Below are 20,966 nucleotides of genomic sequence, written 5' to 3' on the forward strand. Positions count from 1 at the left end.
GTCGGCCGCGGCACGCGTCAAGACCGCGTTCGGATCATGGTCGGCCCCGTCAGAAACCCGTCAAGGCCGGCCGGACCTACCGCCCGGTGGGGCTTGGCTGGAACCCGGCTGGAGACAGCCGGGGACGAACGAACGAGCCACGTCAACCACGGCGGAGCGAGGAGCAGGACATGAACGGCAGCCACCTGAACGACGAGCGGCCCCTGGGCCGTGTGGTGGTCGGCGTCAGCGGCTCCCTGGGCAGCCTGGCCGCCCTGCACCGCGCGGTCGCCGAGGCCCGCCGCACGGGGGCCGAACTTCTCCCCGTCCTCGCCTGGGAGCCGCCCGGCGGAGAGCTGGGCTACCGCCGCTCCCCGTGCCCGCCGCTGCTCGCGGTCGTCCGGGACGACGCCGACCAGCGCCTGCGCGACGCCCTGGACACGGCCTTCGCCGCCGTCGACCCCGATGTGCCGATGCAGCCGCTGGTGGTCCGAGGCGAGCCCGGGCCGTCGCTGGTGCACATCGCCGACCGCCCCGACGACCTCCTTGTGGTCGGTCGTAGCGGCGGCCCGCTGCGTCGCCGACTGAGGCCGTCGGTGACGGCCCACTGCACGCGGAAGGCCGGCTGCGCCGTCCTCACCGTCCCGCGGCCGGAGCTCCAGCACGACCTGGAGACACTGCACCGTCGCAACCACTGGCACCTGCCGCTCGACTCGGCGCCCGAGCTGCTCCGGACGAAGGGGTAGCCCGCCGTTCGCCCGATCGTCGCGGGTGCCGGTGCCGCCCCGGACGGAGGCGGCAGCGGCACCCGCGTGCCGGCCCCGGAACCGGACCGTCACCGGCCCCGGGGGCCCGGGGCCCTGCGTCGGTCGCGGCCGAGCAGGATGTTGAAGCCGGCCCTGGTGGTGGCGAGCACGACGCGGTCCTCGGGACGGAGCAGGTAGCCGGGGTGCAGGTGCCAGTCCAGTTCGGGCTGGAAGAGCCGCAGCGAACCGTAGGAGCTCGTGGACGAGCCGTAGACGGCCGAGCGCCGGTTCCCTGGGGCGGTGGTGTCGCGGGCGATCACCCGCCACTGGCCGGGGTGGAACGCGGCGGCGACGGTCCGGCCCACCAGTTCGGGGTGGTCCCGGACGTCGACGGCGGTGAACAGCAGGACACCGCGTTCCACCGGCATCACGCCGAGGACGCGGGTACCCAACTTGCCCAGGCCGACCACGACCACGTGGTCCGAGAGCTCGCGCGGTGGCCGGAGCATGGTGGAGGCGGCGCGGAAGGCGCCCATGGCGTCGAGCACGGCGGCCAGCAGGACGGGGAGGAAGAGCAGTCCGGCGAGGCCCGCGGTGAGCTGCATCAGCGGTCGTCGGGCAGCAGTTGGGTGCCGCCCTCGCCCGGTGCCTCGGCGCTGTCCTCGCCGGCCGGGTCGTCGGCGGCGCCGCCGGACATCACGGCCAGGACGCAGAGGTCGGTGCTGCGGCGCGGTGTGCCGGCCGGCCGCTCCGCGGGGTGCAGCAGCAGGCCGTCGGCGGCGATGACGTGGGAGGAACCGTCGAAGGCGGCGGCGACCAGCTCCGGCGCGGCCGTGCCGACGTCGGAGAGCACGGTGGTCGAGACGTCGAGTGCGGGGCGGCCGAGGTCGAGGCCCGAGTTCGCAATCGGCCGACGGTCTCTCGGCGGCCCGCCGTTCCACTACGGGACCGCCCGGACGTTCTCCGGCCAGGTCGGTGGCGCCGTGGACGGCCTGACCGTCACCGTGGCCGGCTACAGTTGCCGGGACAACGGCTCGACCCATGCCTACGGACTCGTCATGGTGTCACTGCCGGAGCCGCTCTCCCAGATCGAGGTGCGGCACGAGCCGGCGTTCCGCTCCACCCTGGTCGTCGAACCGGATCCGGGCGGCCGGGTGCGCACGGGCATGGCCGCGTTCGACGCCCGGTACGAGGTCTACACCTCCGATCCGTACCGCCGGACAGGGCTGTCGGTGGCCGAGACCGAGACCCTGCCGGCGGCGCCGGTGCCGTTCAGCTGGCGGGTGCACGGGCGGGACGCGATGCTCTGGCGCTCGGACGGCTGGTCGTCGGCGGACGAGGTGCTGGGGTCCGTCCGTGCTGTGGTGGCCGTGCTCCGTCCGGCCCCCGGCCTGGTGGCCACGAACGCGTCGGCACCCCCGGCCCGGTGACCGTGCCCCGGCCGACCCGACCCGGTCCGACCGGATCTGACCTGCCCCGATGCTGCCGCGGCGTGTCGACCGGACTGCTGATCGGACCGGGCGCCAAGGGCCCGTCAGGGAGTCGTCAGGGCTGCGTCAGGGCGGCGGGTGGGGCTTGCCGGGGAGCGGCGGGGTCGCGTTGGATGGTGGACATGAACCGCTCGACACGCCACCACGACCGCCCGCCGCATCCGCGGCCGCGCGTCGTCGCTGTCGCGGTCGCCACCGTCCGGTAGGTCCCTGCCTCCCCGCTCGGCCTCCGGCGTGTGCCGCTCAAGGACGTCCGCCTCCCCGCCGCCGTTCGCGGGGAGGCGGACGTGCTCTCCCACCGTTCCACCTTCTCCGCACCGCCGGCCCCCGGGGGCGTGACCCGTCACGTCCTTCGGCACCCCGGCGGTGCCCGCCACCCTTGGATGGGTCATGTCCGACGCTGTTCTGTCCACGCTGTCCGCCCGCACGGTTCTCGTCACCGGCGCCTCCTCCGGCATCGGCTGGGAGAGTGCCCGCCTGCTCGCCGGGCTCGGCGCCACCGTGCTGGTGCACGCCCGCACCACCGCCGAGGCCGAGGACGCCGTCGAGCGGCTGGTCGCCGCCGGCGCCCGACGGGACCAACTCGTGGAACTGGCAGCCGACTTCACCCGTCTCTCGGAGGTCGCCGTGCTCGCCGGCACCGTGGTCAAGCACTATCCGGCACTGGACCTGCTGGTCAACAACGCCGCCGCGATGGCCCCCGAGCGCTGCACCCTCACCGACGACGGCAACGAGGTCTCGCTCCAGGTCAACTTCCTCGCCGCCCACCTGCTCGCCAAACTCCTGCGCGCCCCGCTCTCCGCCGCCGGCGACGCCCGGATCGTCAACGTCTCCTCCTCCCTCCACCGCACCGCCTCCATGAACTGGACCGACCCGCACCGCGTGAAGAAGTACTCCCGCGTCGCCGCCTACGCCCAGTCCCAGCTCGCCCTGACCATGGCCACCGCCGACATGGCCCCGGCCGGCTCCGGCATCACCGCCGTCAGCCTCAACCCCGGCCTGTGCGACACCGCGCTGCTCCCGCTGTACGGGCGGGTCGGCGCACCGGCTGCCGAGGGTGCGGCGGCCGTGGTCCGGCTCTGCCTGCCCACCACGACGCTGATCAACGGCGAGTACTACGACGGCGGCGAGCTGGCTCCGACGGCGGCCGTCGTGCAGGAGGAGCGCTCGCAGAAGCGCCTCGCCAAGCTCGCGGACCAGCTGGTCGCCAAGGCCGCCTGAACCCGAACCACCCACTCCTCGGATCGGAGCGAGAACGACCGTGTCCAAGCGCGCCCGCAAGAAGAAGGCCCGGCGGAAGAAGAAGGCCAACCACGGCCGCAAGCCGAGCCAGTAACCCGAAGACCCACCCGGTGCCGCGTGCCACCGGCACCGGGTGAGATCGCAGCGGCCCCCGGAGGCCCCCGTCCGAAACTGCGGCGGCCGGCCGGCCTCCGGGGGCCGCGGCATGCCCGGTGACTGCGGGCCGGTCCTCGACCGGGCCCTGCGCCGGCACATCGACGCGGTGGTCTGCCGGCTCCGGATACGGATGTGACTCCGGACGCGGAGGTGACGAGAGCTGGGCCATGAGACCGGGGCCCGGACAGCGCCGCTTCCCGTGCCCCGGCCGACCCGCGTCGAGCAGGCCGGCGAGGACGGGTCCGTGCCGATTGCGGGCGCCGACCCGGCCCTGCGCGGGCGGGCCGCGCACTGCCGGATCGCGATGCAGTACGTCGACTGAGCCCACTTCCGGCGGGCTTCACCGGCCGGACCCGGTGCTGCTTCGATCAGATCGCGCGGTCCGGATCAAATTCCGTCAAGTCTCCCGTTCGTCGGTCCTCGCTGTCCTACGCTCACGAAGTGCTACATGGACATGACAGGCACTCATCGGCCGACCCGTACAGGAGCATCATGCACGGAACCATGACGAAGATCGCGAAACTCCTCACCGCACCGGTCCTCGCCCTGTGCCTCTCGGCACCCGTCCTCGCCGCCGGCCCGGCCGGCGCCGCGACCACCGACGCCTACACGTTCACGAACCCCGACGGCACCCTCAACGCCACCGGCACCGGCGACGGGAACCAGATCTCCGTCACCCCCGACGGCACCAACTTCACGAACTGGCGCCTGATCAGGCTCGGCGAACCCGGCACCTTCAACCTCGCCAACGCCTCGTCCGGGAAATGCGTCTACGCCTCCCAACCCGCCGTCCAGCAGTCCTGCGGCAAGGACGGCCAGCAGTGGCACTTCCGCCCCGTGGACGGCAAGCCCGACACCTTCGGCATCGTCCGCCGCGACGACACCAGCGGCGCCGAGTACTGCATGGACAACCGGGGCGGCCTCCACCTCTGGGGCATCCTCGCGCAGCCGAACCCCTGCAACGGCAGCGCCGGCCAGCAGTGGAAGGTCCCCGCGTCGAAGGCGGCCGAAGCGAGGAGCCTCGCCCTCGACTACTACGCGGACCTGTGTTCCAGGAAGACCTCCACCTGTTCGTGGACCCAGAAGTCCGAAGGGCCGCCCGAGGCCCTGCCCCGGGTGAAGGCCTCTTCGGTCTGGTACAACGACACCGCCGACAAGGTCAGCCAGGTCTTCACCACGGTCTACCACTCCGGCTGGGCGCAGTCGTTCTCCGCGAGCGTCGGCACCTCCTTCGGTGTCTCCGTCCCGTTCCAGGCCATGGTCTCCGCCCAGTTGACGTCGGGTGTCACCTACACCTCGGACTCGACCACCATCAACGGCGTGGTCGTCACCGTCCCCGCCAAGAACTACGGCTGGGTCGACTTCGCGGCCGTCGGCAAGAAGGTCACCGGCACCTGGACCTTCGACACCGACAACCAGCCGTGGACCGCCGACGCGACGGTGACCGTCCCCGTCGTGGACTCCCCGGCGGGCTCCACGATGTACATCGCCCACACCAGCGCGGACGTTCCCGGCAGCACCACCACCCCGGCACCGGCCCCGGCCCCGGCCGTGCAGACCTTCGCCACCACCACCAGCGCGAAGCTCGACCTCCCGGCCGGAACCCACCTCACGGCCACCGCGAACGGCGCCGAGATCACCGATGCGACCGGCAGCCCCGTCATGCGGATGCAGCCGGGCAGCGTGACCGACACCCGGGGTATCAAGCACGCCTACAAGCTGGCCGTCGACGGGAACACGCTGACCCAGACCGTCGAAGGCGCCCCGGGCCCGACGGTCGACGGGACCGAGGCACCCTCCGCGATCATTGTGGGCCCGGGCGCGTTCCCCGCAGGGACGGCGCGGGCCGGTGCCTCCGCCGCGACGAAGGCGACGGGGATGCAGCTGACGCGGGACGACAGCGGTGACGCCTGCGCCCGTGCCCAGGGCCACACGTGCTCGGACGCGGAGAAGAAGGCGTACGACGAGAAGCTCAAGAAGGCCGCCGCGTGGGACAAGTGCGTGGCCCAGTGGACCGTCGGCACCGCGATCACCGGAGCCGTGGCCGGCGCCCCGGCAGCCGGCGTCGGCGCCCTCGCCGGCGGTGTCCTCGGCATGATCGGCGGAGCGAGCGCGGGCATGGTCGTCTGCAGCTTCTGAACCGCCGCCCGAGTACCACGGGCCGACCCCGGCGGTCCCGGGGCCGGCCCAGCGAACAGTGCTGCGGTACCCACTCTCGTACTGGCACCTTGCCTCCACCGACCGACGCCTCGAACCCGTGGCCGGTGAATCGGTGAATGGGGGCTGCGAGTCCAGTGATCGGGGCGGCGGTGAGCCACCGCCGGGCCGGGGTCCGTGGATGTCAGAGTCGGAAGACGCGGGTCCCGCCGGGGCCCAGGGTGGCCGTGGTGCCGCGGCAGTGGATCCGGACCGGCCCGGGCCCGTCCGCCGGTAGCGCCACGGTGGCGGTGCGTCGGCCGACAGTGATCACCACACCCCGGTGCCCCCGGTAGCACAGCTCCAGTTCCAGGCGGCCGAGCGCCGACGGCAGGTGCGGGTCCAGCCGCAGACCGTCCTCCCGGACCTCCAGCCCGGTGTAGCAGCGCTGCAGCAGGTCGACCGCCCCCGCCATCGCGCCGAGGTGGATGCCTTCCGCGGTGGTCCCGTGCTGGGAGTCCTGGAGGTCGGCCACCAGGGCGTCGCGGAAGTAGCGCCAGGACGCCCTGCGGTCCGCCCGGGTGAGCACCCAGGCGTGGACGACCGAGCTCAGGGTCGAGCCGTGCACTGTGCGCCGGAGGTAGTAGCCGGTGGTGCGCCGGAACAGTTCGTGCGGCGCGGGGTGGCCCAGCCGCCGCAGCAGGTCACGGACCTCGCGGGCGGAGAACAGGTACCAGAGCATCAGCGCGTCGGCCTGTTTGGAGGCCTTGTACCGGTTGACGGTGTCGCCCTCGGCCTCCAGGATCCGGTCGAGTCGGCGCAGGTCGGGGTAGCGGCGCCGGTAGGCCGCCCAGTCGAGCTCGGCGAGGCGCTCGTAGCCGTCGAACTGGCTCAGCACCCCCTCGTGGAAGGGGACGTGGAGCCGTCGGCCGACCTCCTCCCAGCGGGCGAGCTCCGTGTCGTCCAGGGCGAGCCGCTCCCGCAGCTCGCCGCTGCGGCGTCCCGGCAGCGCCCGGAGCGCGTCCTGCGCCCGGGCCAGCACCCAGGACGCCAGGACGTTGGTGTAGGCGTTGTCGTCCAGTCCGGGGCGGTCGGCGCCGGGGTAGGCGTCGTGGTACTCGTCGGGGCCGAGGACGCCGCGGATCGACCAGCGGGCCCGGTCGTGGTCGAACCCGGCCGCGGAGGACCAGAAGCGGGCGATCTCCAGGATCGTCTCGGCTCCGGCCGAGGAGAGGAAGTCCAGATCACCCGTGGACTCGAAGTACTTCCACACGTTGTACGCCACCGCCGAGCCGACGTGGCGCTGCAGATGGCTGTGGTCGGGCAGCCAGCGGCCCGAGAGCGGGTTGAGGTGAAGCTGCTGGGACTCCTCGCGACCGTCGCTCGCGCTCTGCCACGGGTACATCGCGCCGCGGAACCCGGCTTCCCGCGCGGCCCGCCGGGCGGCGTCCAGCCGACGGTGGCGGTACTGGAGCACGGCGCGTGCCAGCTCCGGGAGTCGCAGGTCGAGCAGTCGCAGTACGAACAGCTCGTCCCAGAAGACATGGCCCCGGTAGGCCTCCCCGTGCAGGCCCCGGGCGGGGACACCGACGTCCAGGGCGGCCGAGTGTTCCGAGCAGGTCTGCAGCACATGGAACAGCGCCAGGTTCAGCGCTCCCGCACCGTCGAAGTCGGCCTCGACCCGGCAGCGGCGCCACAGCTGGGCCCAGTGCTGCTCGTGCTCGGCGAGCAGCTCCGTGAAGCTCCCGGCCCCGGCGGCGAGGCGCCGGGAGGCGGCCAGCGGGCTGCCGGCCACCGGGTCACGGGAGGTGTGCAGCGCCACGACCTTCTCGACGGTGACGGGCCGGCCGGGCGAAAGCTCCAGCGTGCGGATCTCGGCCGCCCACCCCCGGCGGCACTCCCGCGCGACGGCGAGCGCTTCCGGGCGTGGTCCGGTCCGCGCGGCGAGGGCGATCCGCAGCGGTGAGTCCGTGGCGGTGACCTCCACCCAGTACGAACCGTCCCCGTCCTCGTCCGCGCCCTGGGCCGTCGGGACGAGGTGGTGGGCGTTGAGCCCCCGGTATCGGGCGACGCCGGTGTTCGCGACGACCCCGTCCAGGCCCGAGCGGACCTCCAGCGGCCCGGACCAGTTCTCCGCCGTGAAAGTGCTCTCCAGGGCCACCAGGTGCGGCCTCGCCTGGCTGGCGAAACGCCGCTGCACCAGCCGGGTCCGGCGTCCCTGCCCGTCCACCACCAGGGCGGTGCGGGTCAGCACACCCCGGCGCAGATCCAGCTCCAGGGTCTGTTCGGCCGGGGGACCGGTGAACCAGTCGCCGCCGGGCGGCCGGAAGGTCAACGGCAGCCAGTTCGGGCCGTTGACCAGGTCCTCGTTGGTGACGGTCCGGCCCGCCACGGTGGAGGCGGCACGGTGGTAGCAGCCGGCCAGGTAGGTGCCCGGGTAGTGCACGCCGTCGGCGACCGCCTCCGGAGCCGCGCCCCGGGTGACCAGATACCCGTTGCCGACCGCGCACAGCGCTTCCCGCAGCCCCTCCTCGGCGGGGTCGAAGCCCTCGTAGCGGAGGATCCACGGGTCCGGCATGACAGGGCGGCCGACAGGCCGAGGGGCTTCCACCGGATCACCTCCCAGCCCGAGCGGTCGTCTCCCAGTCTGCGCACCGCCTCCTGCGGCTGCTCGCCGAGCTCGGCGGCGAACGACATCTGCGGGCCGCCGTCCTCGCCGCGCACGCCGAACCCGAGCAGTATCCTCACCCGCATCCGCGCTGACCCCGACCGAAGCGGGTCGCGGCCGTTCGTACCCGCGTTCGGGGCCGACCGGCCCAAGCGCCGGCCGGGCCCCGGTCGCACGGTGGAGGTGGGGCGCCGAGCCCCATCCGCCCGCGCGGGCCCGCCGACCGATGGCGGGGACTCCGGCAGGGCGCAACGCTGGAGGGGCAGCGGAACCGGCACCGCCGCTCCGCTGCCCGAGAGGAGTGACCGGGAAATGAAGGCGCTGACCTACCACGGACCGGGCCGCCGGACCTGGGGCGAAGTCCCCGAACCGGCCGTCCGAGACCCCGAGGACGCGATCGTTCGCGTCGACGCGGTCACCATCTGCGGCACCGACCTGCACATTCTCAAGGGCGACGTCCCCGAGGTCACCGAGGGGCGCGTGCTGGGCCACGAAGCCGTCGGCACCGTCACCGGGACCGGCCCCGGCGTGCGCACCGTCGCCGTCGGCGACCGCGTCCTGGTCTCCTGCATCTCCGCCTGCGGCCGCTGCGGCTACTGCCGGGCGGCGCGCTACGGCCAGTGCACCGGAGGCGGCGGCTGGATCCTCGGCCACCTGGTCGACGGCTGCCAGGCCGAGTACGTCCGTACCCCGTTCGCCGACTCCTCCCTGCACAGGCTGCCCGAGGACGTGACCGACGAGGACGCCCTGCTGCTCGCCGACATCCTCCCGACGTCCTACGAGGTCGGGGTCCGCAACGGCCGGGTCGGGCCGGGCGACACCGTGGTGATCGTGGGCGCCGGGCCGATCGGACTCGCCGCGATCCTCACCGCCCGTCTCTGCGGTCCGGCCCGGATCATCGTCGTCGACCTTGCGCAGAGCCGCCTCGACGCGGCCGAGCGGTTCGGCGCCGACACCACGCTCACGGTCGCCGACGCCACCCCGGAGGCGCTGCGGGGGCTGAGTCGGGACGGCCTGGGAGCCGATGTCGCGATCGAGGCCGTCGGCGTCCCTGAATCCTTCGAACTCTGCACCGCCGTGGTCCGCCCCGGCGGGCGGGTCGCCAACGTCGGCGTGCACGGCAAGGCGGCCGTCCTCCACCTGGAGGACCTCTGGATCCGGGACGTCACCATCACCACCGGCCTGGTCGACACCCACAGCACCCCGATGCTGCTCGACATGCTCGCCGCCGGCCGCCTGGACGTCTCCGGCCTGGTCACCCACCGGTTCGGCCTCGACGAGATGCAGGAGGCGTACGACGTCTTCGCCGCCGCCGGGGACAACGGCGCCCTCAAGGTCGCGCTCTTCCGGACCTGACCCGTACGGACCACGAGGCGAGGAGCCCACCGTGACCCGCAATCCCGATCTCGAAGCCGTCCGGCGGGCGAACGCCGCCGACGTGGCGCGCCGGATCGACGAACGCCGCCGCCAACTCGGTGTCGACGACGAGACCCTCGCCCGCGAGGCCGCCATGGCGCCCGCCTACCTGCGGCACCTGCTGGAGGTCGGGCCCGGTTTCGACGCCGCCGGATTCGTCCGGGTGGCGGCCGCCCTTCGCATGACCTGGACGGACCTCCTGGAGGACCGGCCGGACGCCCCGCCGGGGCAGTCGGAGCCCGCGGCCGGGGTGAGGCCGCTGCTGAGGCACCTCACCGAGCCCGAGTGCTGGGACCTGGTCGGCACCCACGGCGTGGGCCGGGTGGGCCTGCCCGCCGATCCGGCTCCGTCGGTCTACCCGGTCAACTACGCCGTCGACCGGCGGACGGTCGTCTACCGCACCTCGTCCGGCGGTGCGGCCGCACCGCCGGAGAACTCACCGGCGTCGTTCCAGATCGACCACCTCGACGACCGGCTGAGCGAGGGGTGGAGCGTGCTGATGGTCGGCACCGCGCAACACGTCGAGGACGTGGACGAGCAGGAACGGCTGCTCGGGCTTCCGGGGGCCACCCCGTGGGCGGGCGGCAGCCGTCCCCTGTGGGTCCGCGTCGTTCCGGACGAGGTCACCGGTCGCCGCATCGGCGGGGGATGAGCGGCAGCCGTCCTCGCGCGCCGGCTTCCGGGCTGCGCGGCGTCGGTGGGCCCGAGGGTCACCGAGGGTCACCGAGGGTCCGGCGGCCGCCCGGTCGCGGTGGTGGCCGGGCGGCCGCCGGTGTCGGCGGCGTGGAGGACCTCGCGGATCAGCAGGTCGAGGTCGTCCTCGGTGGTGCGGTAGTTGCACAGGCAGGCGCGCAGGACGGTGCGCCCGCGCACGGCGACGGTGGCGAGGTAGGCGCGTCCGCTGTCCTGCACACGGCGGGCCACGCGGGTGTGGAAGGCGTCCGGGTCGCCGCTGCCCGGGTCGGTCACCCGGAAGCAGGCGACGGGCCACGGGCCGCCTGCCAGCAGTTCCAGCCGGGGCTCGCTCGTGATCCGGGTGCGCAACTGCTCGGCGAGGCGCAGGTAGTGCTCGATGAGGTCGGTGACGCCGTCGCGGCCCAGGTGCTGCAGGGTCGCCCAGAGGGCCAGCGCCCGGGTACCGGGGCGGGTCAGCTCGATCGTGGTGTGGGACAGCCAGGGCAGCGCGTCCGGTTCGTCGGCGGCGAGGTAGGAGGCCCGGTGCGCGAAGGCGGTGTGCAGGTGCTCGGGGTCCGGGACGAGCAGGGCTCCGCAACCCACCGGCACGCTGAGCGTCTTGTGCGGGTCCACGGTCATCGAGTCGAGCTCGTCGACCCCCTGGTAGAGGTGTGCCAGGGCCGGCACCGCGGCTCCCAGCCCGCCCCAGGCGCCGTCCGCGTGGTGCCACATGCCGATGCTCCGGCACAGCCGCGTGACGGGTCCGAGCGGGTCGACGGCGCCGGTCGCGGTGGTGCCCAGGGTGCTGACGGTGCAGAACGGCAGCAGGCCCGCGTCCAGGTCCGCGGTGACCGCGGCACGCAGGGCGGCCGGGTCCAGGCGGTCGTGCGCATCGGTGGCGACGGGGCGCAGCCGGTGGGCGGGCAGGCCGATGCAGGCCGCGGCCCTGGCGACGGACATGTGGGCCTGGGCGCTGCAGTAGAGGGTGAGCCGGGCGTGGTCGCGGTCGTAGGCGGGGCCGTCGGAGGAGCCGCGGCGGGTGAGGAACCAGGTGCGGGCGGCGGCCAGGGCGAGCAGGTTGGCCATGGAGCCGCCGCTTGTCAGCACCCCGCCGGTGCCGTCGGGGAGTCCGGCCAGGTCGGCGAGCATGCGCACGGTGCCGCGTTCCAGGTCCATGAGGGCGTTCTCGCCCATGCCGCAGGTCGCGTTGACGGCGCCGGCCAGCAGTTCGGCGATGACGCCGGCCGGTGCGGGCGGCGAGTTGACCCAGGCGAAGAAGGCCGGGTGGCCGTTCCCGGTGGGGAAGGGGGCGATCTCTTCCCGTACGAAGTCGAGTACCCCGCCCAGGTTCCCGGCCCGGGTGCCCAGCTTCCCCGCACGCAGCCGCGCCCGCTGCCCCGGCGGCATCGGACTGACCACCGGGCCCGAGGGCAGCCCGCTCAGGTAGCCGGACACCCACTCCGCCGCGGCGACGAGTTCGTCGCGCAGCACCTTCGGGTGGACCGCGGGCGGCAGCTGATCCTTCGGCAGAAAGGTTTCGGTGAACCGGGTCGGACACGGCTCACGCAAAGGGTGGGTCATGGTGGAGCGGGGGCCTTTCGTCGTCGTAGGGCCCCTGCTCGGCTCAGCGAGGCCGTGATCATAACGAGCGACCCGACCGGCAGGCACGCGAACCGGTCCGAGGGGCCCTGCGAGCGGTCCCGGCACGGGTCAGACGGAGTGCAGGCCGTGCGCCTCGAAGACGGCGCGGGCCTCGGCGGTCCGGTCGGGTGTGGGCACCGGGGTGTCGGCGAGGGGGAAGTCGAGGCCGAGGGCGCGCCACTTGGCGGCGCCGAGTTTGTGGAAGGGCAGCACGTCGACCCGGGTGACGTTGCCGAGCGAAGCCGTGAACGCGGCGACGCCCTCGATGTTTCCGGCGGCGTCGGTCAGGCCGGGGACGAGGACGAAGCGGACCCAGACCTCGGTGCCGAGGCCGGCCAGACGGCGGGCGAACTCCAGGGTGGGGGCGAGTTCCTGCCCGGTCAGGTGCCGGTGGAGCGCGTTGTCCCAGGACTTGATGTCGAGCAGGACGAGGTCGGTGTCGGCGAGCAGCGCGTCGGTGGCGCGGGCGCCGAGGAAGCCCGAGGTGTCCAGCGCGGTGTGCAGGCCGAGTTCGTGCTTGAAGCGGTGCAGCAGCTCGCCGGTGAGCTCGGGCTGGAGGAGCGGCTCGCCGCCGCTGACGGTCGCGCCGCCGCCGGAGGCGCGGATGAACGCGGTGTACTTGGCGGCCTCCTGGACGATCCCGTCGGCGGAGGAGGGCTGTCCGTCGCGCATGTGGCGGGTGTCGGGGTTGTGGCAGTACAGGCAGCGCAGCGGGCAGCCGGCGAGGAAGGCGACGAAGCGGGTGCCGGGGCCGTCGACGCCCGTCGACAGGTCCCAGGAGTGCAGCGTGCCGGTCACCGGGCGCCGGGTGGCTGCCCGGTCGGCGGGGGTGGGCTCGGCCATGGGGTGTGCTCCTTCGACAGGGCGCGGTCGGGGCTACAGCGCGTCGTGGAAGGTGCGGCCGATCACGTCGAGCTGCTGTTCGCGGGTGAGGCGGACGAAGTTGACCGCGTAGCCGCTGACCCGGATCGTCAGCTGCGGGTACTTCTCCGGGTGGGCCATGGCGTCCACGAGGGTGTCCCGGTTGAGGACGTTGACGTTCATGTGGAAGCCGTGGCAGGCGACGTAGCCGTCCAGTACGCCGACCAGGTTGGTGATCCGCTCCGCCGCGGTGCGGCCCAGGGCGTCCGGGGCGACGGTGTTGGTGAGCGAGATGCCGTCCTCGGCGTGCTCGTACGGCAGCTTGGCGACGGACAGCGCGCTGGCCACGTAGCCGTGTCGGTCGCGCCCGTTCATCGGGTTGGCGCCGGGGGAGAACGGCTCGCCGGCCCTGCGCCCGTCCGGGGTGTTGCCGGTCTTCCGGCCGTAGACCACGTTGGAGGTGATGGTCAGCACGGACTGGGTGTGTTCGGCGCCGCGGTAGGTGGGGTGCTTGCGGACCTTGCCCATGAAGTCCTCGACCAGCCGGACCGCGATCGCGTCCACGCGGTCGTCGTTGTTGCCGTAGGTGGGGTGGTCGCCTTCGACCAGGTAGTCGGTGACCAGCCCGGTGGCGTCCCGCACCGGGGTCACCTTCGCGTACTCGATCGCGGCGAGCGAGTCGGCGGCCACCGCGAGCCCGGCGATGCCGCAGGCCATGGTGCGCCGGACGTCCCGGTCGTGCAGGGCCATTTCGAGCCGCTCGTAGGCGTACCTGTCGTGCATGTAGTGGATGACGTTCAACGCGTGGACGTACGTCTCGGCGAGCCAGTCCAGTTGCTCGTCGAAGCGGGCCAGCACCTCCTCGTGGTCGAGCACGTCGCCGCCGACCGGGGCGGTGGCCGGGCCGACCTGCTCGCCGGACTTCTCGTCGCGGCCGCCGTTGATCGCGTAGAGCAGTGTCTTGGCGAGGTTGACCCGGGCGCCGAAGAACTGCATCTGCTTGCCGACCTCCATGGCGGAGACGCAGCAGGCGATCGCGGTGTCGTCGCCGAAGCGCGGGCGCATCAGGTCGTCCGACTCGTACTGCACCGAGGAGGTGTCGATCGACACCCGCGCGCAGAACTCCTTGAACCCCCGGGGAAGTCGCGGGGACCAGAAGACGGTCATGTTCGGCTCGGGGGCCGGGCCGAGGTTGTACAGGGTCTGCAGGTAGCGGAACGACGTCCGGGTGACCAGGGTGCGGCCGTCCGTGCCCATGCCGCCGATCGACTCGGTGACCCAGGTCGGGTCCCCGGAGAACAGCTCGTCGTACTCGGGGGTGCGCAGGAAGCGGACGATCCGCAGCTTGACGACGAAGTCGTCGATCAGCTCCTGGGCCTGCTGCTCGGTCAGGAGTCCGGCCTCCAGGTCGCGCTGGAGGTAGACGTCCAGGAAGGTCGAGGTGCGGCCCAGCGACATGGCGGCGCCGTTCTGCTCCTTGACCGCCGCCAGGTAGGCGAAGTACAGCCACTGGACCGCCTCCCGGCCGGTGCGGGCCGGACCGGAGAGGTCGTACCCGTAGGCCGAGGCCATCTCCTTGAGCTCGCCCAGGGCCCGGATCTGCTCGGCGAGTTCCTCGCGCTCGCGGATCGTCTCCTCCAGCCGCGCCGGATCGCGCGGAGCGGCGTCCAGCTCCGCCTTCTCGGCGAGCTTGGCGTCGATCAGCCGGTCCACGCCGTACAGGGCGACCCGGCGGTAGTCGCCGATGATCCGGCCGCGGCCGTAGGAGTCGGGCAGGCCGGTGATGACGCCGGCCCGGCGGGCGGCCCGGATGTCGGGGGTGTAGGCGTCGAAGACCCCCGCGTTGTGGGTCTTGCGGTACTCGGTGAAGGTCTTCTCCAACTGCGGGTCGACCGGGTAGCCGTACGTCCTCAGCGCTCCCGCGACCATCCGCCAGCCGCCGTTGGGCATGATCGCGCGCTTGAGCGGGGCGTCGGTCTGGAGCCCGACGATCAGCTCCCGCTCCCGGTCGATCCATCCCGGGGCGTGTGCGGTGATGGTGGACGGGATGTCGTGCGCGACGTCGTACACGCCCTTGGCGCGCTCCTCGGGGAGGCGGTCGGTGATCCGCCGCCACACCTCGGTGGTCCGCTCGGTGGGGCCGGTCAGGAAGCCGGCGTCGCCCTCGTAGGGGGTGTAGTTGTGCTGGATGAAGTCGCGGACGTCGATCGCGTCCCGCCAGGCTTCACCGCGGAAGCCCTCCCAGGCCGGGGCGGGCGCGGGCTGCGTGTGCGGTGCGGTGGTCATCTCGGTTTCCCTTCTCAGGCCTGGTCGCCGTAGTAGGCCTGGCGCATCAGCCGCTGCATGTCGGCGAGCATCGGCATCCGGGGGTTGGCGGGGGCGCACTGGTCCTCGTAGGCGTTCATCGCCTGCTGCGGCAGGGCGGCCAGGAAGGCCGCCTCGTCGACGCCGGCCGCCTTGAACGAGCGGGGGATGCCGGCCCGGTCGCGCAGGTCCTCGACCGCGGCCGCGAGGGACTCGACGCCCTGCTCCGGGGTGGCGGCGGGCAGGCCGAGCATCCGGGCGATCGCCCGGTAGCGTTCGGGGGCCACGTAACTGCGGTACTTCGGCCAGCCGGTGACCTTGGTCGGTGCGGAGCCGTTCCAGCGGATGACGTGCGGCAGCAGCAGCGCGTTGGTGCGGCCGTGGGCGACGTGGAAGGTGGCGCCCAGGGTGTGCGCCATGGCGTGGACGGCGCCGAGGAAGGCCGAGCCGAAGGCCATGCCGGCGATGGTCCCGGCGTTGTGCATCCTCTCCCGGGCCTGCGGGTCGTCCGGGCCGTCGGTGACGGCCCGCTCCAGGTTCTCGAAGATCAGCCGGATGCCCTGGAGAGCCAGTCCGTCGGTGAAGTCGTTGGCGTAGACCGAGACATAGGTCTCGACGCAGTGCGTCAGGGCGTCGAAGCCGGTGTCGGCGGTCACGTCTGCCGGCAGCAGGGTGGTGAGCGCGGGGTCGACGATGGCCACGCTCGGGGTCAGCGCGTAGTCGGCCAGCGGGTACTTCTGGCCGGTGGCGGTGTCGGTGATCACCGCGAAGGGGGTGACCTCGCTGCCGGTGCCCGAGGTGGTGGGGACGCAGACCAGCTTCGCCCTCTCACCCAGATCGGGGAAGGTGAAGGCGCGCTTGCGGATGTCGAAGAACTTCTCCTTGAGGTCGGCGAACTCGACCTCGGGGTGCTCGTACATCAGCCACATCACCTTGGCGGCGTCCATCGGCGAGCCGCCGCCGAGCGCGACGATGGTGTCCGGCTCGAACTCCCGCATCAGCTCGGCGCCCCTGCGCACCGTGTCGATGCTGGGGTTGGGCTCGACGTAGTCGATCACCCGCACCTCGACCGGCTCCCGGCGGCGGTCGAGCACGCCCCGGATCCGCTCCAGGTGGCCGATCGCCACCATGGTGTGGTCGGTGACGACGACGATCCGGTGCGCGTTCGGCATGCTCGCCAGGTACTTGACGGAGTTGCGCTCGAAGTAGATCTTCGGCGGGACCTTGAACCACTGCATGTTGGTGTTGCGCCGCCCGACCCGCTTGATGTTGAGGAGGTTCAGCGCCGAGACGTTCCCGGCCACGGAGTTGTGCCCGTAGCTGCCGCAGCCCAGGGTCAGCGAGGGGGTGAAGGCGTTGTAGACGTCGCCGATGCCGCCCTGCGAGCTGGGCGCGTTCCAGATGATCCGGCAGGCCTTGACCGCGTGCCCGAACTCCTCGACGAACGCCGCGTCCCGGGTGTGCACCGCAGCCGAGTGGCCGAGCCCGTCGAACTCCACCATCGAGGCCGCCAGTTCGACGCCCTCCTCGCGTGAGCCCGCGGTCAGGACGGCCAGCACGGGGCAGAGCTTCTCCCGGGTCAGGGGCTCGGCGGGGCCCACCCGCTCGCAGTCGGCCAGGATCACCGAGGTGTCGGCCGGCACCCCGAAGCCCGCCGCCTCCGCGATCTGCGCGGCCGAGCGGCCCACCACCGCCGCGTTCAGCCGTCCGCCGGAGCAGGCCTCGCCGCCCTCGACGCCGAACAGGTAGCGCTCCAGCAGCGCCTTCTCCTCGGCACTCGCGTGGTGGGCCTTGAGCTTGTGGAACTCGGCGAGCGCCGCGTCGCGGATCTCCGCGTCCAGGACCACCGCCTGCTCGGAGGCGCAGATCATGCCGTTGTCGAAGGTCTTCGACAGCACGATGTCGTTCACCGCCTGCTGGAGGTCCGCGCTCCGTTCGACGTACGCGGGGACGTTGCCCGCACCGACACCCAGGGCCGGCTTCCCGCAGGAGTACGCGGCCCGCACCATCGCGTTGCCGCCGGTGGCCAGGACGGTGGCGACGTCCGGATGCTTCATCAGTTCGGCGGTGGCCGCCATCGACGGCTTCTCGATCCACTGGATGCAGTGCGCCGGAGCCCCCGCCGCGACCGCCGCGTCCCGGACCGTCCGGGCCGCCTCGGCGGAGCAGCGCTGCGCCGAGGGGTGGAAGGAGAAGACGATCGGGTTGCGGGTCTTCAGCGCCAGCAGGCACTTGAAGATCACGGTCGAGGTCGGGTTGGTCACGGGAGTGATGCCCGCGACGACGCCGACCGGTTCGGCGATCTCCACGATGCCGTCGATCTCGTCCCGGTACACCACCCCGACCGTCTTCGTCCGGGCCATCACGTGGGTGACGTTCTCGCAGGCGAAGACGTTCTTGACCGCCTTGTCCTCGAAGATCCCGCGCCCGGTCTCCTCGACGGCCAGGACCGCGAGCGCCGTGTGCCGGGCCAGCGCGGCCAGCGAAGCCTTCTTGACGATGTGGTCGACCTGCTCCTGGGTGAAGGAGGCGTACTCCCGCAGGGCCGTCAGGGCGTCCGCGACCAGCAGTTCGACTGCGCCGGGACGGGTGGGCGGGTTGCTCGCGGGGGACTGTTCGGCCTCGTTCGTGGGGCGAGGGGACATGGTGGACTGCCTCTCCGGGTCATCGTCCGACTGCCGGGCGCCGGCGGGACCGCGGGCGCCTTCTGTTCAAGGGTTGCTCGTGCGGGGCGGGGGGCGGACCGGCCCTTCGGGACCCGGATCCGGTCCGAAGGTCCCTGCTGCGGAACGCAGTCGGTGCCGGCCCGGCCGTCCGTCGCGGGAAGTGGTGCGGTCTCCGGGACGGCGTCGGCGGTGGTGCCGCCACGGTGACGCGGCACCGCCGACGCCGACACGGTCGTTCAGTCGTTCAGTCGTTCAGTCGTTCAGTCGTTCAGTCGTTCAGTCGTGCGGTACGACGGCGACGGGGCTGTGCGCGTGGTGCAGCACCGACTGCGTCACCGATCCCAGCCGGGGCGCCGCCACCTGGTGCTTGGGTGTACGCCGTCCGAGCACGACCAGGGAGGCGCTGCGGGAGGCTTCCACCAGGGCCCGCGCGGGGCTCCAGGCGCAGACCTCCGCTTCCGTACGGACGTCGGGGTACTTCTCCCGCCAACGGGACAGGGCGTCCCGCAGGCGCAGCTGCTCGGCGGCCGCCAGCGACTCCCTGATCTGCTGCTGGTCGACGGGGGCCTCGGTCGAGTACGGGCCGTGCGACGTGGTCCGGCTCTCGACCACCCGCACTGCGGAACCGGTGTCGGCCGCGTGCCGGAAGGCGAATTCGAGCACGGCGTCGCACGGCCGGTCGCCCGCCACGCCCACGACTACGTCGGAGGACGGTCCCCCCGGTCCGTCCTCCCCGGCGCGGACCAGCACGACGGGGCAGCCGGTGCGGGCGGCGGTCCGCAGTCCCACGGAGCCGACCAGCAGGCCGGTGAAGCCGCCGAGGCCGCGCGACCCGAGGACCAGCAGCTCCGCCCGCCCGCCGACGGCGGCGAGCGTCTCCGCCGGATTCCCGGGCCAGATCTCGAAGGACACCGCCAACCCGGGCAGCGCGGCCGCGACGCGGTCGCGGATCTCCGCGATCGGTTGCGGGACCACGGTGTCACCGCCGAGGTCGCGCTCCAGGGCGTCGAACTCCGTACCCGCGACGTGGACGATGTGCAGCCCGAGCCCCCTGCGCTCGGCCTCCCCGGCCGCCCACGCGGCCGCCGCCGCGCTCTGCGCCGAACCGTCGATCCCCACCACCACACCGTGCGACATGACTACGACCTCCCTGGTCCCCGGCCGGCCGTGGCGCCGGTGCGCACGGTCCCGTCCGGCGACCAGAGTCCCGCCGGCCCATGGCCCGGCCACAGGGGCCGAGCAGCCCCACCTCGGTACCGAAGGTCCCGGGGCGGCCGGTGCTCCCGGGGAGTGCCGGCCGCACCGGGACCGTCGTTCCGGCAGCCGGGACCAACGGCCCGCAGACCGGCGCGTCACCGACGGTGCACGCTTTGAGCAGATGCCGGGACCGCGATCGAAACGGTCGTCCGCGCCGCCCTCCTCACCGCAGGCGGCACTGCCACGGGCGCTCGGCCCGGACCACCCCGAAATTCTGCTCGACCCGAGTCGGAACCGGGCGCACAGGCGCACCGGCTCGAACGGACCACCACCGACGAACCACCCCCACCGGAGGAGAACCGATCATGGCCACCCAGCACGCCCACACGCCCCTGACGCCCCGCCGCGCCACCCTCCGTCGCACCGCCGCCCGGCAGAGCGCCGCACACACCGTGTCGGCCACGGCCGCAGCTCTCGCGACCGTCCGGATCGCGCTCGGGGCGCTCTTCCTCTGGGCCTTCCTCGACAAGACCTTCGGCCTCGGCTACTCCACCGCCGACGGCCGCGCCTGGATCGACGGAGCCTCACCCGCCAAGGGCTTCCTGAGCCACGTCGCGGCGGGGCCGTTCCGCGGGACCTTCCACGCCATGGCCGGCCAGGCCTGGGTGGACTGGATGTTCATGCTGAGCCTCCTCGGCCTCGGTCTCGCGCTGATCGGCGGCGTCGGGCTGCGGATCGCCGCGGTGGGGGGCACCGCCCTGCTCGCCCTGATGTGGGCCGCCGAGTGGCCGCCCGCCCGCCACCTGGCCGACGGCGCCGCGAGCGGATCCACCAATCCGCTGCTCGACTACCACGTCCTCTACGCCCTGGTCCTGGTCGTCCTGGCCGTGACCGGCTCCGGCGCCACCTGGGGCCTGGGTCGCCGCTGGGCGGAGCTGCCGGTGGTCCGCGACAACGCCTGGCTCCGCTGACGTCCGTGCACCACCACCGCCCCCGGGCCGGCCGCGACCTCCGTCGCGGCCGGCCCGCCCGTTTGCCGGGTGCCCGGTGAGACGTCGTCGGCCGACCGGCCGCCGTGCTCCGGAGAGGCTCCCGTCCACGGTTCGGAGCCGGCGGACGGCGGCCGTCGCGTGCGGGTTCGGTCAGGGGCCGATGCTGAGAGTCGTCCGGGAGGTGGTGTGGGCGATGCCGTCGCCGTCGCACGCCAGTGGGTCGAGACTCGGCACGATGGTGATCTGCTCGGCGGCCAGGCCGGCGAAGCGCCCGGCCGAGATCGTGCCCGTGCGGACCGACGCGCTCTGCCCGCCGATGCTGGTCAGGGTCGTCGTGTACGGGAAGGTGCTGGTCTGTCCGTCGTTCCAGGTGAAGACCCGGGTCCCGCTCTGGGTAGCGATGCCGGAGGAACAGGACTGGGACGGGTTGCTGAAGCTCTCGTCGTAGTGGGCGGAGGTGACGGAGGTGCCGACGCCGAGACACAGCCCCGGGCTCGCCAGGGCGCCGAAGTCACCGTGCGCGGTGATGGCCGTGGGCTTGGCCGTGTTCGTGAGGGGAGGCGAGTAGCTGATCTGCGACTGCCCGGTGCAGGTCACCGCAGTGAGGAGCGGCGCCGCCACGGCGCTTCCCGTGGCCGAGACGGGCAGGAGCAGCGCGGTGGTGAGGCCGGTTGCGGCGAGAACGAAGGCTGGGCGACGAAGCATCGGGGTACACCTCTTCGGGGCGTGGAGGGGGGAGGGCCGGGGGCGACGCTAGGAACTGGTGTCCTGCGCCACGTGACACGCCGGCCACCACC

At 73.0% G+C, this 20,966-nt stretch carries 18 protein-coding genes; 9 read left to right on the plus strand and 9 right to left on the minus strand.

What is annotated here, in order from left to right; translation table 11 throughout:
• The first annotated feature begins 170 nt into the window (after nt 1-170).
• Nucleotides 171-725 (plus strand): universal stress protein, encoded by a 555-nt coding sequence (locus OG715_RS38925; RefSeq protein ID WP_266272506.1) that lies wholly within the window; start codon nt 171-173, stop codon nt 723-725.
• A gap of 89 nt (nt 726-814) precedes the next feature.
• Here the strand turns inward: OG715_RS38925 and OG715_RS38930 are convergent, their stop codons facing one another.
• Nucleotides 815-1,330: a hypothetical protein gene (locus tag OG715_RS38930; RefSeq protein WP_266272505.1), complete on the minus strand. Its 516-nt coding sequence runs from the start codon at nt 1,328-1,330 to the stop codon at nt 815-817.
• Nucleotides 1,330-1,578, minus strand: a complete 249-nt coding sequence (locus OG715_RS38935) for a hypothetical protein (protein ID WP_266272504.1) — start codon at nt 1,576-1,578, stop codon at nt 1,330-1,332. The genes OG715_RS38930 and OG715_RS38935 overlap by 1 nt, the downstream gene beginning before the upstream one ends.
• Nucleotides 1,579-1,708: 130 nt before the next feature.
• On the opposite strand from OG715_RS38935, the gene OG715_RS38940 reads away from it, so the two are divergent.
• From OG715_RS38940 to OG715_RS38955, 5 genes are all read left to right on the plus strand, one after another.
• Nucleotides 1,709-2,155 (plus strand): hypothetical protein, encoded by a 447-nt coding sequence (locus OG715_RS38940; protein ID WP_266272503.1) that lies wholly within the window; start codon nt 1,709-1,711, stop codon nt 2,153-2,155.
• 450 nt (nt 2,156-2,605) lie between these two features.
• Nucleotides 2,606-3,436, plus strand: coding sequence for an SDR family NAD(P)-dependent oxidoreductase (locus tag OG715_RS38945; protein ID WP_266272502.1), 831 nt, complete (start codon nt 2,606-2,608; stop codon nt 3,434-3,436).
• 40 nt (nt 3,437-3,476) lie between these two features.
• Nucleotides 3,477-3,551, plus strand: coding sequence for a 50S ribosomal protein bL37 (locus tag OG715_RS42560; protein ID WP_407661156.1), 75 nt, complete (start codon nt 3,477-3,479; stop codon nt 3,549-3,551).
• 261 nt (nt 3,552-3,812) lie between these two features.
• Nucleotides 3,813-3,935, plus strand: coding sequence for a hypothetical protein (locus OG715_RS38950; RefSeq protein ID WP_266272501.1), 123 nt, complete (start codon nt 3,813-3,815; stop codon nt 3,933-3,935).
• A 182-nt stretch (nt 3,936-4,117) separates the two neighbouring features.
• Nucleotides 4,118-5,752 carry an RICIN domain-containing protein gene (locus OG715_RS38955; protein WP_266272500.1) on the plus strand — a complete coding sequence of 545 codons (1,635 nt, stop codon included), beginning with the start codon at nt 4,118-4,120 and terminating at the stop codon, nt 5,750-5,752.
• A gap of 202 nt (nt 5,753-5,954) precedes the next feature.
• Here OG715_RS38955 and OG715_RS38960 read toward each other — a convergent pair whose 3' ends face one another.
• Nucleotides 5,955-8,327: a glycoside hydrolase family 65 protein gene (locus OG715_RS38960; protein WP_266272499.1), complete on the minus strand. Its 2,373-nt coding sequence runs from the start codon at nt 8,325-8,327 to the stop codon at nt 5,955-5,957.
• Nucleotides 8,328-8,729: 402 nt separating this feature from the next.
• Here OG715_RS38960 and OG715_RS38965 point away from each other — a divergent pair, with 402 nt between their 5' ends.
• Both OG715_RS38965 and OG715_RS38970 read left to right on the plus strand, forming a co-directional pair.
• Entirely contained in the window at nt 8,730-9,773 is a 1,044-nt protein-coding gene (locus OG715_RS38965) for a zinc-dependent alcohol dehydrogenase family protein (protein ID WP_266272498.1), read from the plus strand.
• A gap of 31 nt (nt 9,774-9,804) precedes the next feature.
• Nucleotides 9,805-10,485: a pyridoxamine 5'-phosphate oxidase family protein gene (locus OG715_RS38970; RefSeq protein ID WP_266272497.1), complete on the plus strand. Its 681-nt coding sequence runs from the start codon at nt 9,805-9,807 to the stop codon at nt 10,483-10,485.
• 68 nt (nt 10,486-10,553) lie between these two features.
• Here the strand turns inward: OG715_RS38970 and OG715_RS38975 are convergent, their stop codons facing one another.
• The 5 genes from OG715_RS38975 to OG715_RS38995 all read right to left on the minus strand — a co-directional run bounded on the left by OG715_RS38975 (nt 10,554) and on the right by OG715_RS38995 (nt 19,117).
• Complete coding sequence (locus OG715_RS38975; protein WP_266272496.1) at nt 10,554-12,077, minus strand: pyridoxal phosphate-dependent decarboxylase family protein; 1,524 nt, start codon at nt 12,075-12,077, stop codon at nt 10,554-10,556.
• Nucleotides 12,078-12,218: 141 nt separating this feature from the next.
• Nucleotides 12,219-12,992: a pyruvate formate-lyase-activating protein gene (gene pflA / locus OG715_RS38980; RefSeq protein WP_266272495.1), complete on the minus strand. Its 774-nt coding sequence runs from the start codon at nt 12,990-12,992 to the stop codon at nt 12,219-12,221.
• Between the two features lie 33 nt (nt 12,993-13,025).
• On the minus strand, nt 13,026-15,296 hold the full coding sequence (pflB, locus tag OG715_RS38985) for a formate C-acetyltransferase (RefSeq protein ID WP_266272494.1): 2,271 nt from the start codon (nt 15,294-15,296) through the stop codon (nt 13,026-13,028).
• A 14-nt stretch (nt 15,297-15,310) separates the two neighbouring features.
• Entirely contained in the window at nt 15,311-17,959 is a 2,649-nt protein-coding gene (gene adhE / locus OG715_RS38990; protein ID WP_266272493.1) for a bifunctional acetaldehyde-CoA/alcohol dehydrogenase, read from the minus strand.
• A 297-nt stretch (nt 17,960-18,256) separates the two neighbouring features.
• Entirely contained in the window at nt 18,257-19,117 is an 861-nt protein-coding gene (locus OG715_RS38995; protein ID WP_266272492.1) for a universal stress protein, read from the minus strand.
• A 425-nt stretch (nt 19,118-19,542) separates the two neighbouring features.
• Here OG715_RS38995 and OG715_RS39000 point away from each other — a divergent pair, with 425 nt between their 5' ends.
• Complete coding sequence (locus OG715_RS39000) at nt 19,543-20,148, plus strand: hypothetical protein (protein WP_266272491.1); 606 nt, start codon at nt 19,543-19,545, stop codon at nt 20,146-20,148.
• A gap of 171 nt (nt 20,149-20,319) precedes the next feature.
• Here the strand turns inward: OG715_RS39000 and OG715_RS39005 are convergent, their stop codons facing one another.
• A complete protein-coding gene (locus OG715_RS39005; protein ID WP_266272490.1) occupies nt 20,320-20,874 on the minus strand; it encodes a hypothetical protein in 555 nt (184 codons plus the stop codon).
• Nucleotides 20,875-20,966: the final 92 nt, after the last annotated feature.

Source organism: Kitasatospora purpeofusca (assembly GCF_036010405.1).
In the GTDB taxonomy this organism is placed as follows: Bacteria; Actinomycetota; Actinomycetes; order Streptomycetales; family Streptomycetaceae; genus Kitasatospora; species Kitasatospora purpeofusca.

What these genes read in the sequence shown, in the direction of transcription:
- OG715_RS38925 (WP_266272506.1), top strand. Translation starts at nt 171, where the DNA reads ATGAACGGCAGCCACCTGAACGACGAGCGGCCCCTGGGCCGTGTGGTG.
- OG715_RS38930 (WP_266272505.1), bottom strand. Translation starts at nt 1,330, where the DNA reads ATGCAGCTCACCGCGGGCCTCGCCGGACTGCTCTTCCTCCCCGTCCTG.
- OG715_RS38945 (WP_266272502.1), top strand. Translation starts at nt 2,606, where the DNA reads ATGTCCGACGCTGTTCTGTCCACGCTGTCCGCCCGCACGGTTCTCGTC.
- OG715_RS38955 (WP_266272500.1), top strand. Translation starts at nt 4,118, where the DNA reads ATGACGAAGATCGCGAAACTCCTCACCGCACCGGTCCTCGCCCTGTGC.
- OG715_RS38960 (WP_266272499.1), bottom strand. Translation starts at nt 8,327, where the DNA reads ATGCCGGACCCGTGGATCCTCCGCTACGAGGGCTTCGACCCCGCCGAG.
- OG715_RS38965 (WP_266272498.1), top strand. Translation starts at nt 8,730, where the DNA reads ATGAAGGCGCTGACCTACCACGGACCGGGCCGCCGGACCTGGGGCGAA.
- pflA (WP_266272495.1), bottom strand. Translation starts at nt 12,992, where the DNA reads ATGGCCGAGCCCACCCCCGCCGACCGGGCAGCCACCCGGCGCCCGGTG.
- pflB (WP_266272494.1), bottom strand. Translation starts at nt 15,296, where the DNA reads ATGACCACCGCACCGCACACGCAGCCCGCGCCCGCCCCGGCCTGGGAG.
- adhE (WP_266272493.1), bottom strand. Translation starts at nt 17,959, where the DNA reads ATGTCCCCTCGCCCCACGAACGAGGCCGAACAGTCCCCCGCGAGCAAC.
- OG715_RS38995 (WP_266272492.1), bottom strand. Translation starts at nt 19,117, where the DNA reads ATGTCGCACGGTGTGGTGGTGGGGATCGACGGTTCGGCGCAGAGCGCG.
- OG715_RS39000 (WP_266272491.1), top strand. Translation starts at nt 19,543, where the DNA reads ATGGCCACCCAGCACGCCCACACGCCCCTGACGCCCCGCCGCGCCACC.
- OG715_RS39005 (WP_266272490.1), bottom strand. Translation starts at nt 20,874, where the DNA reads ATGCTTCGTCGCCCAGCCTTCGTTCTCGCCGCAACCGGCCTCACCACC.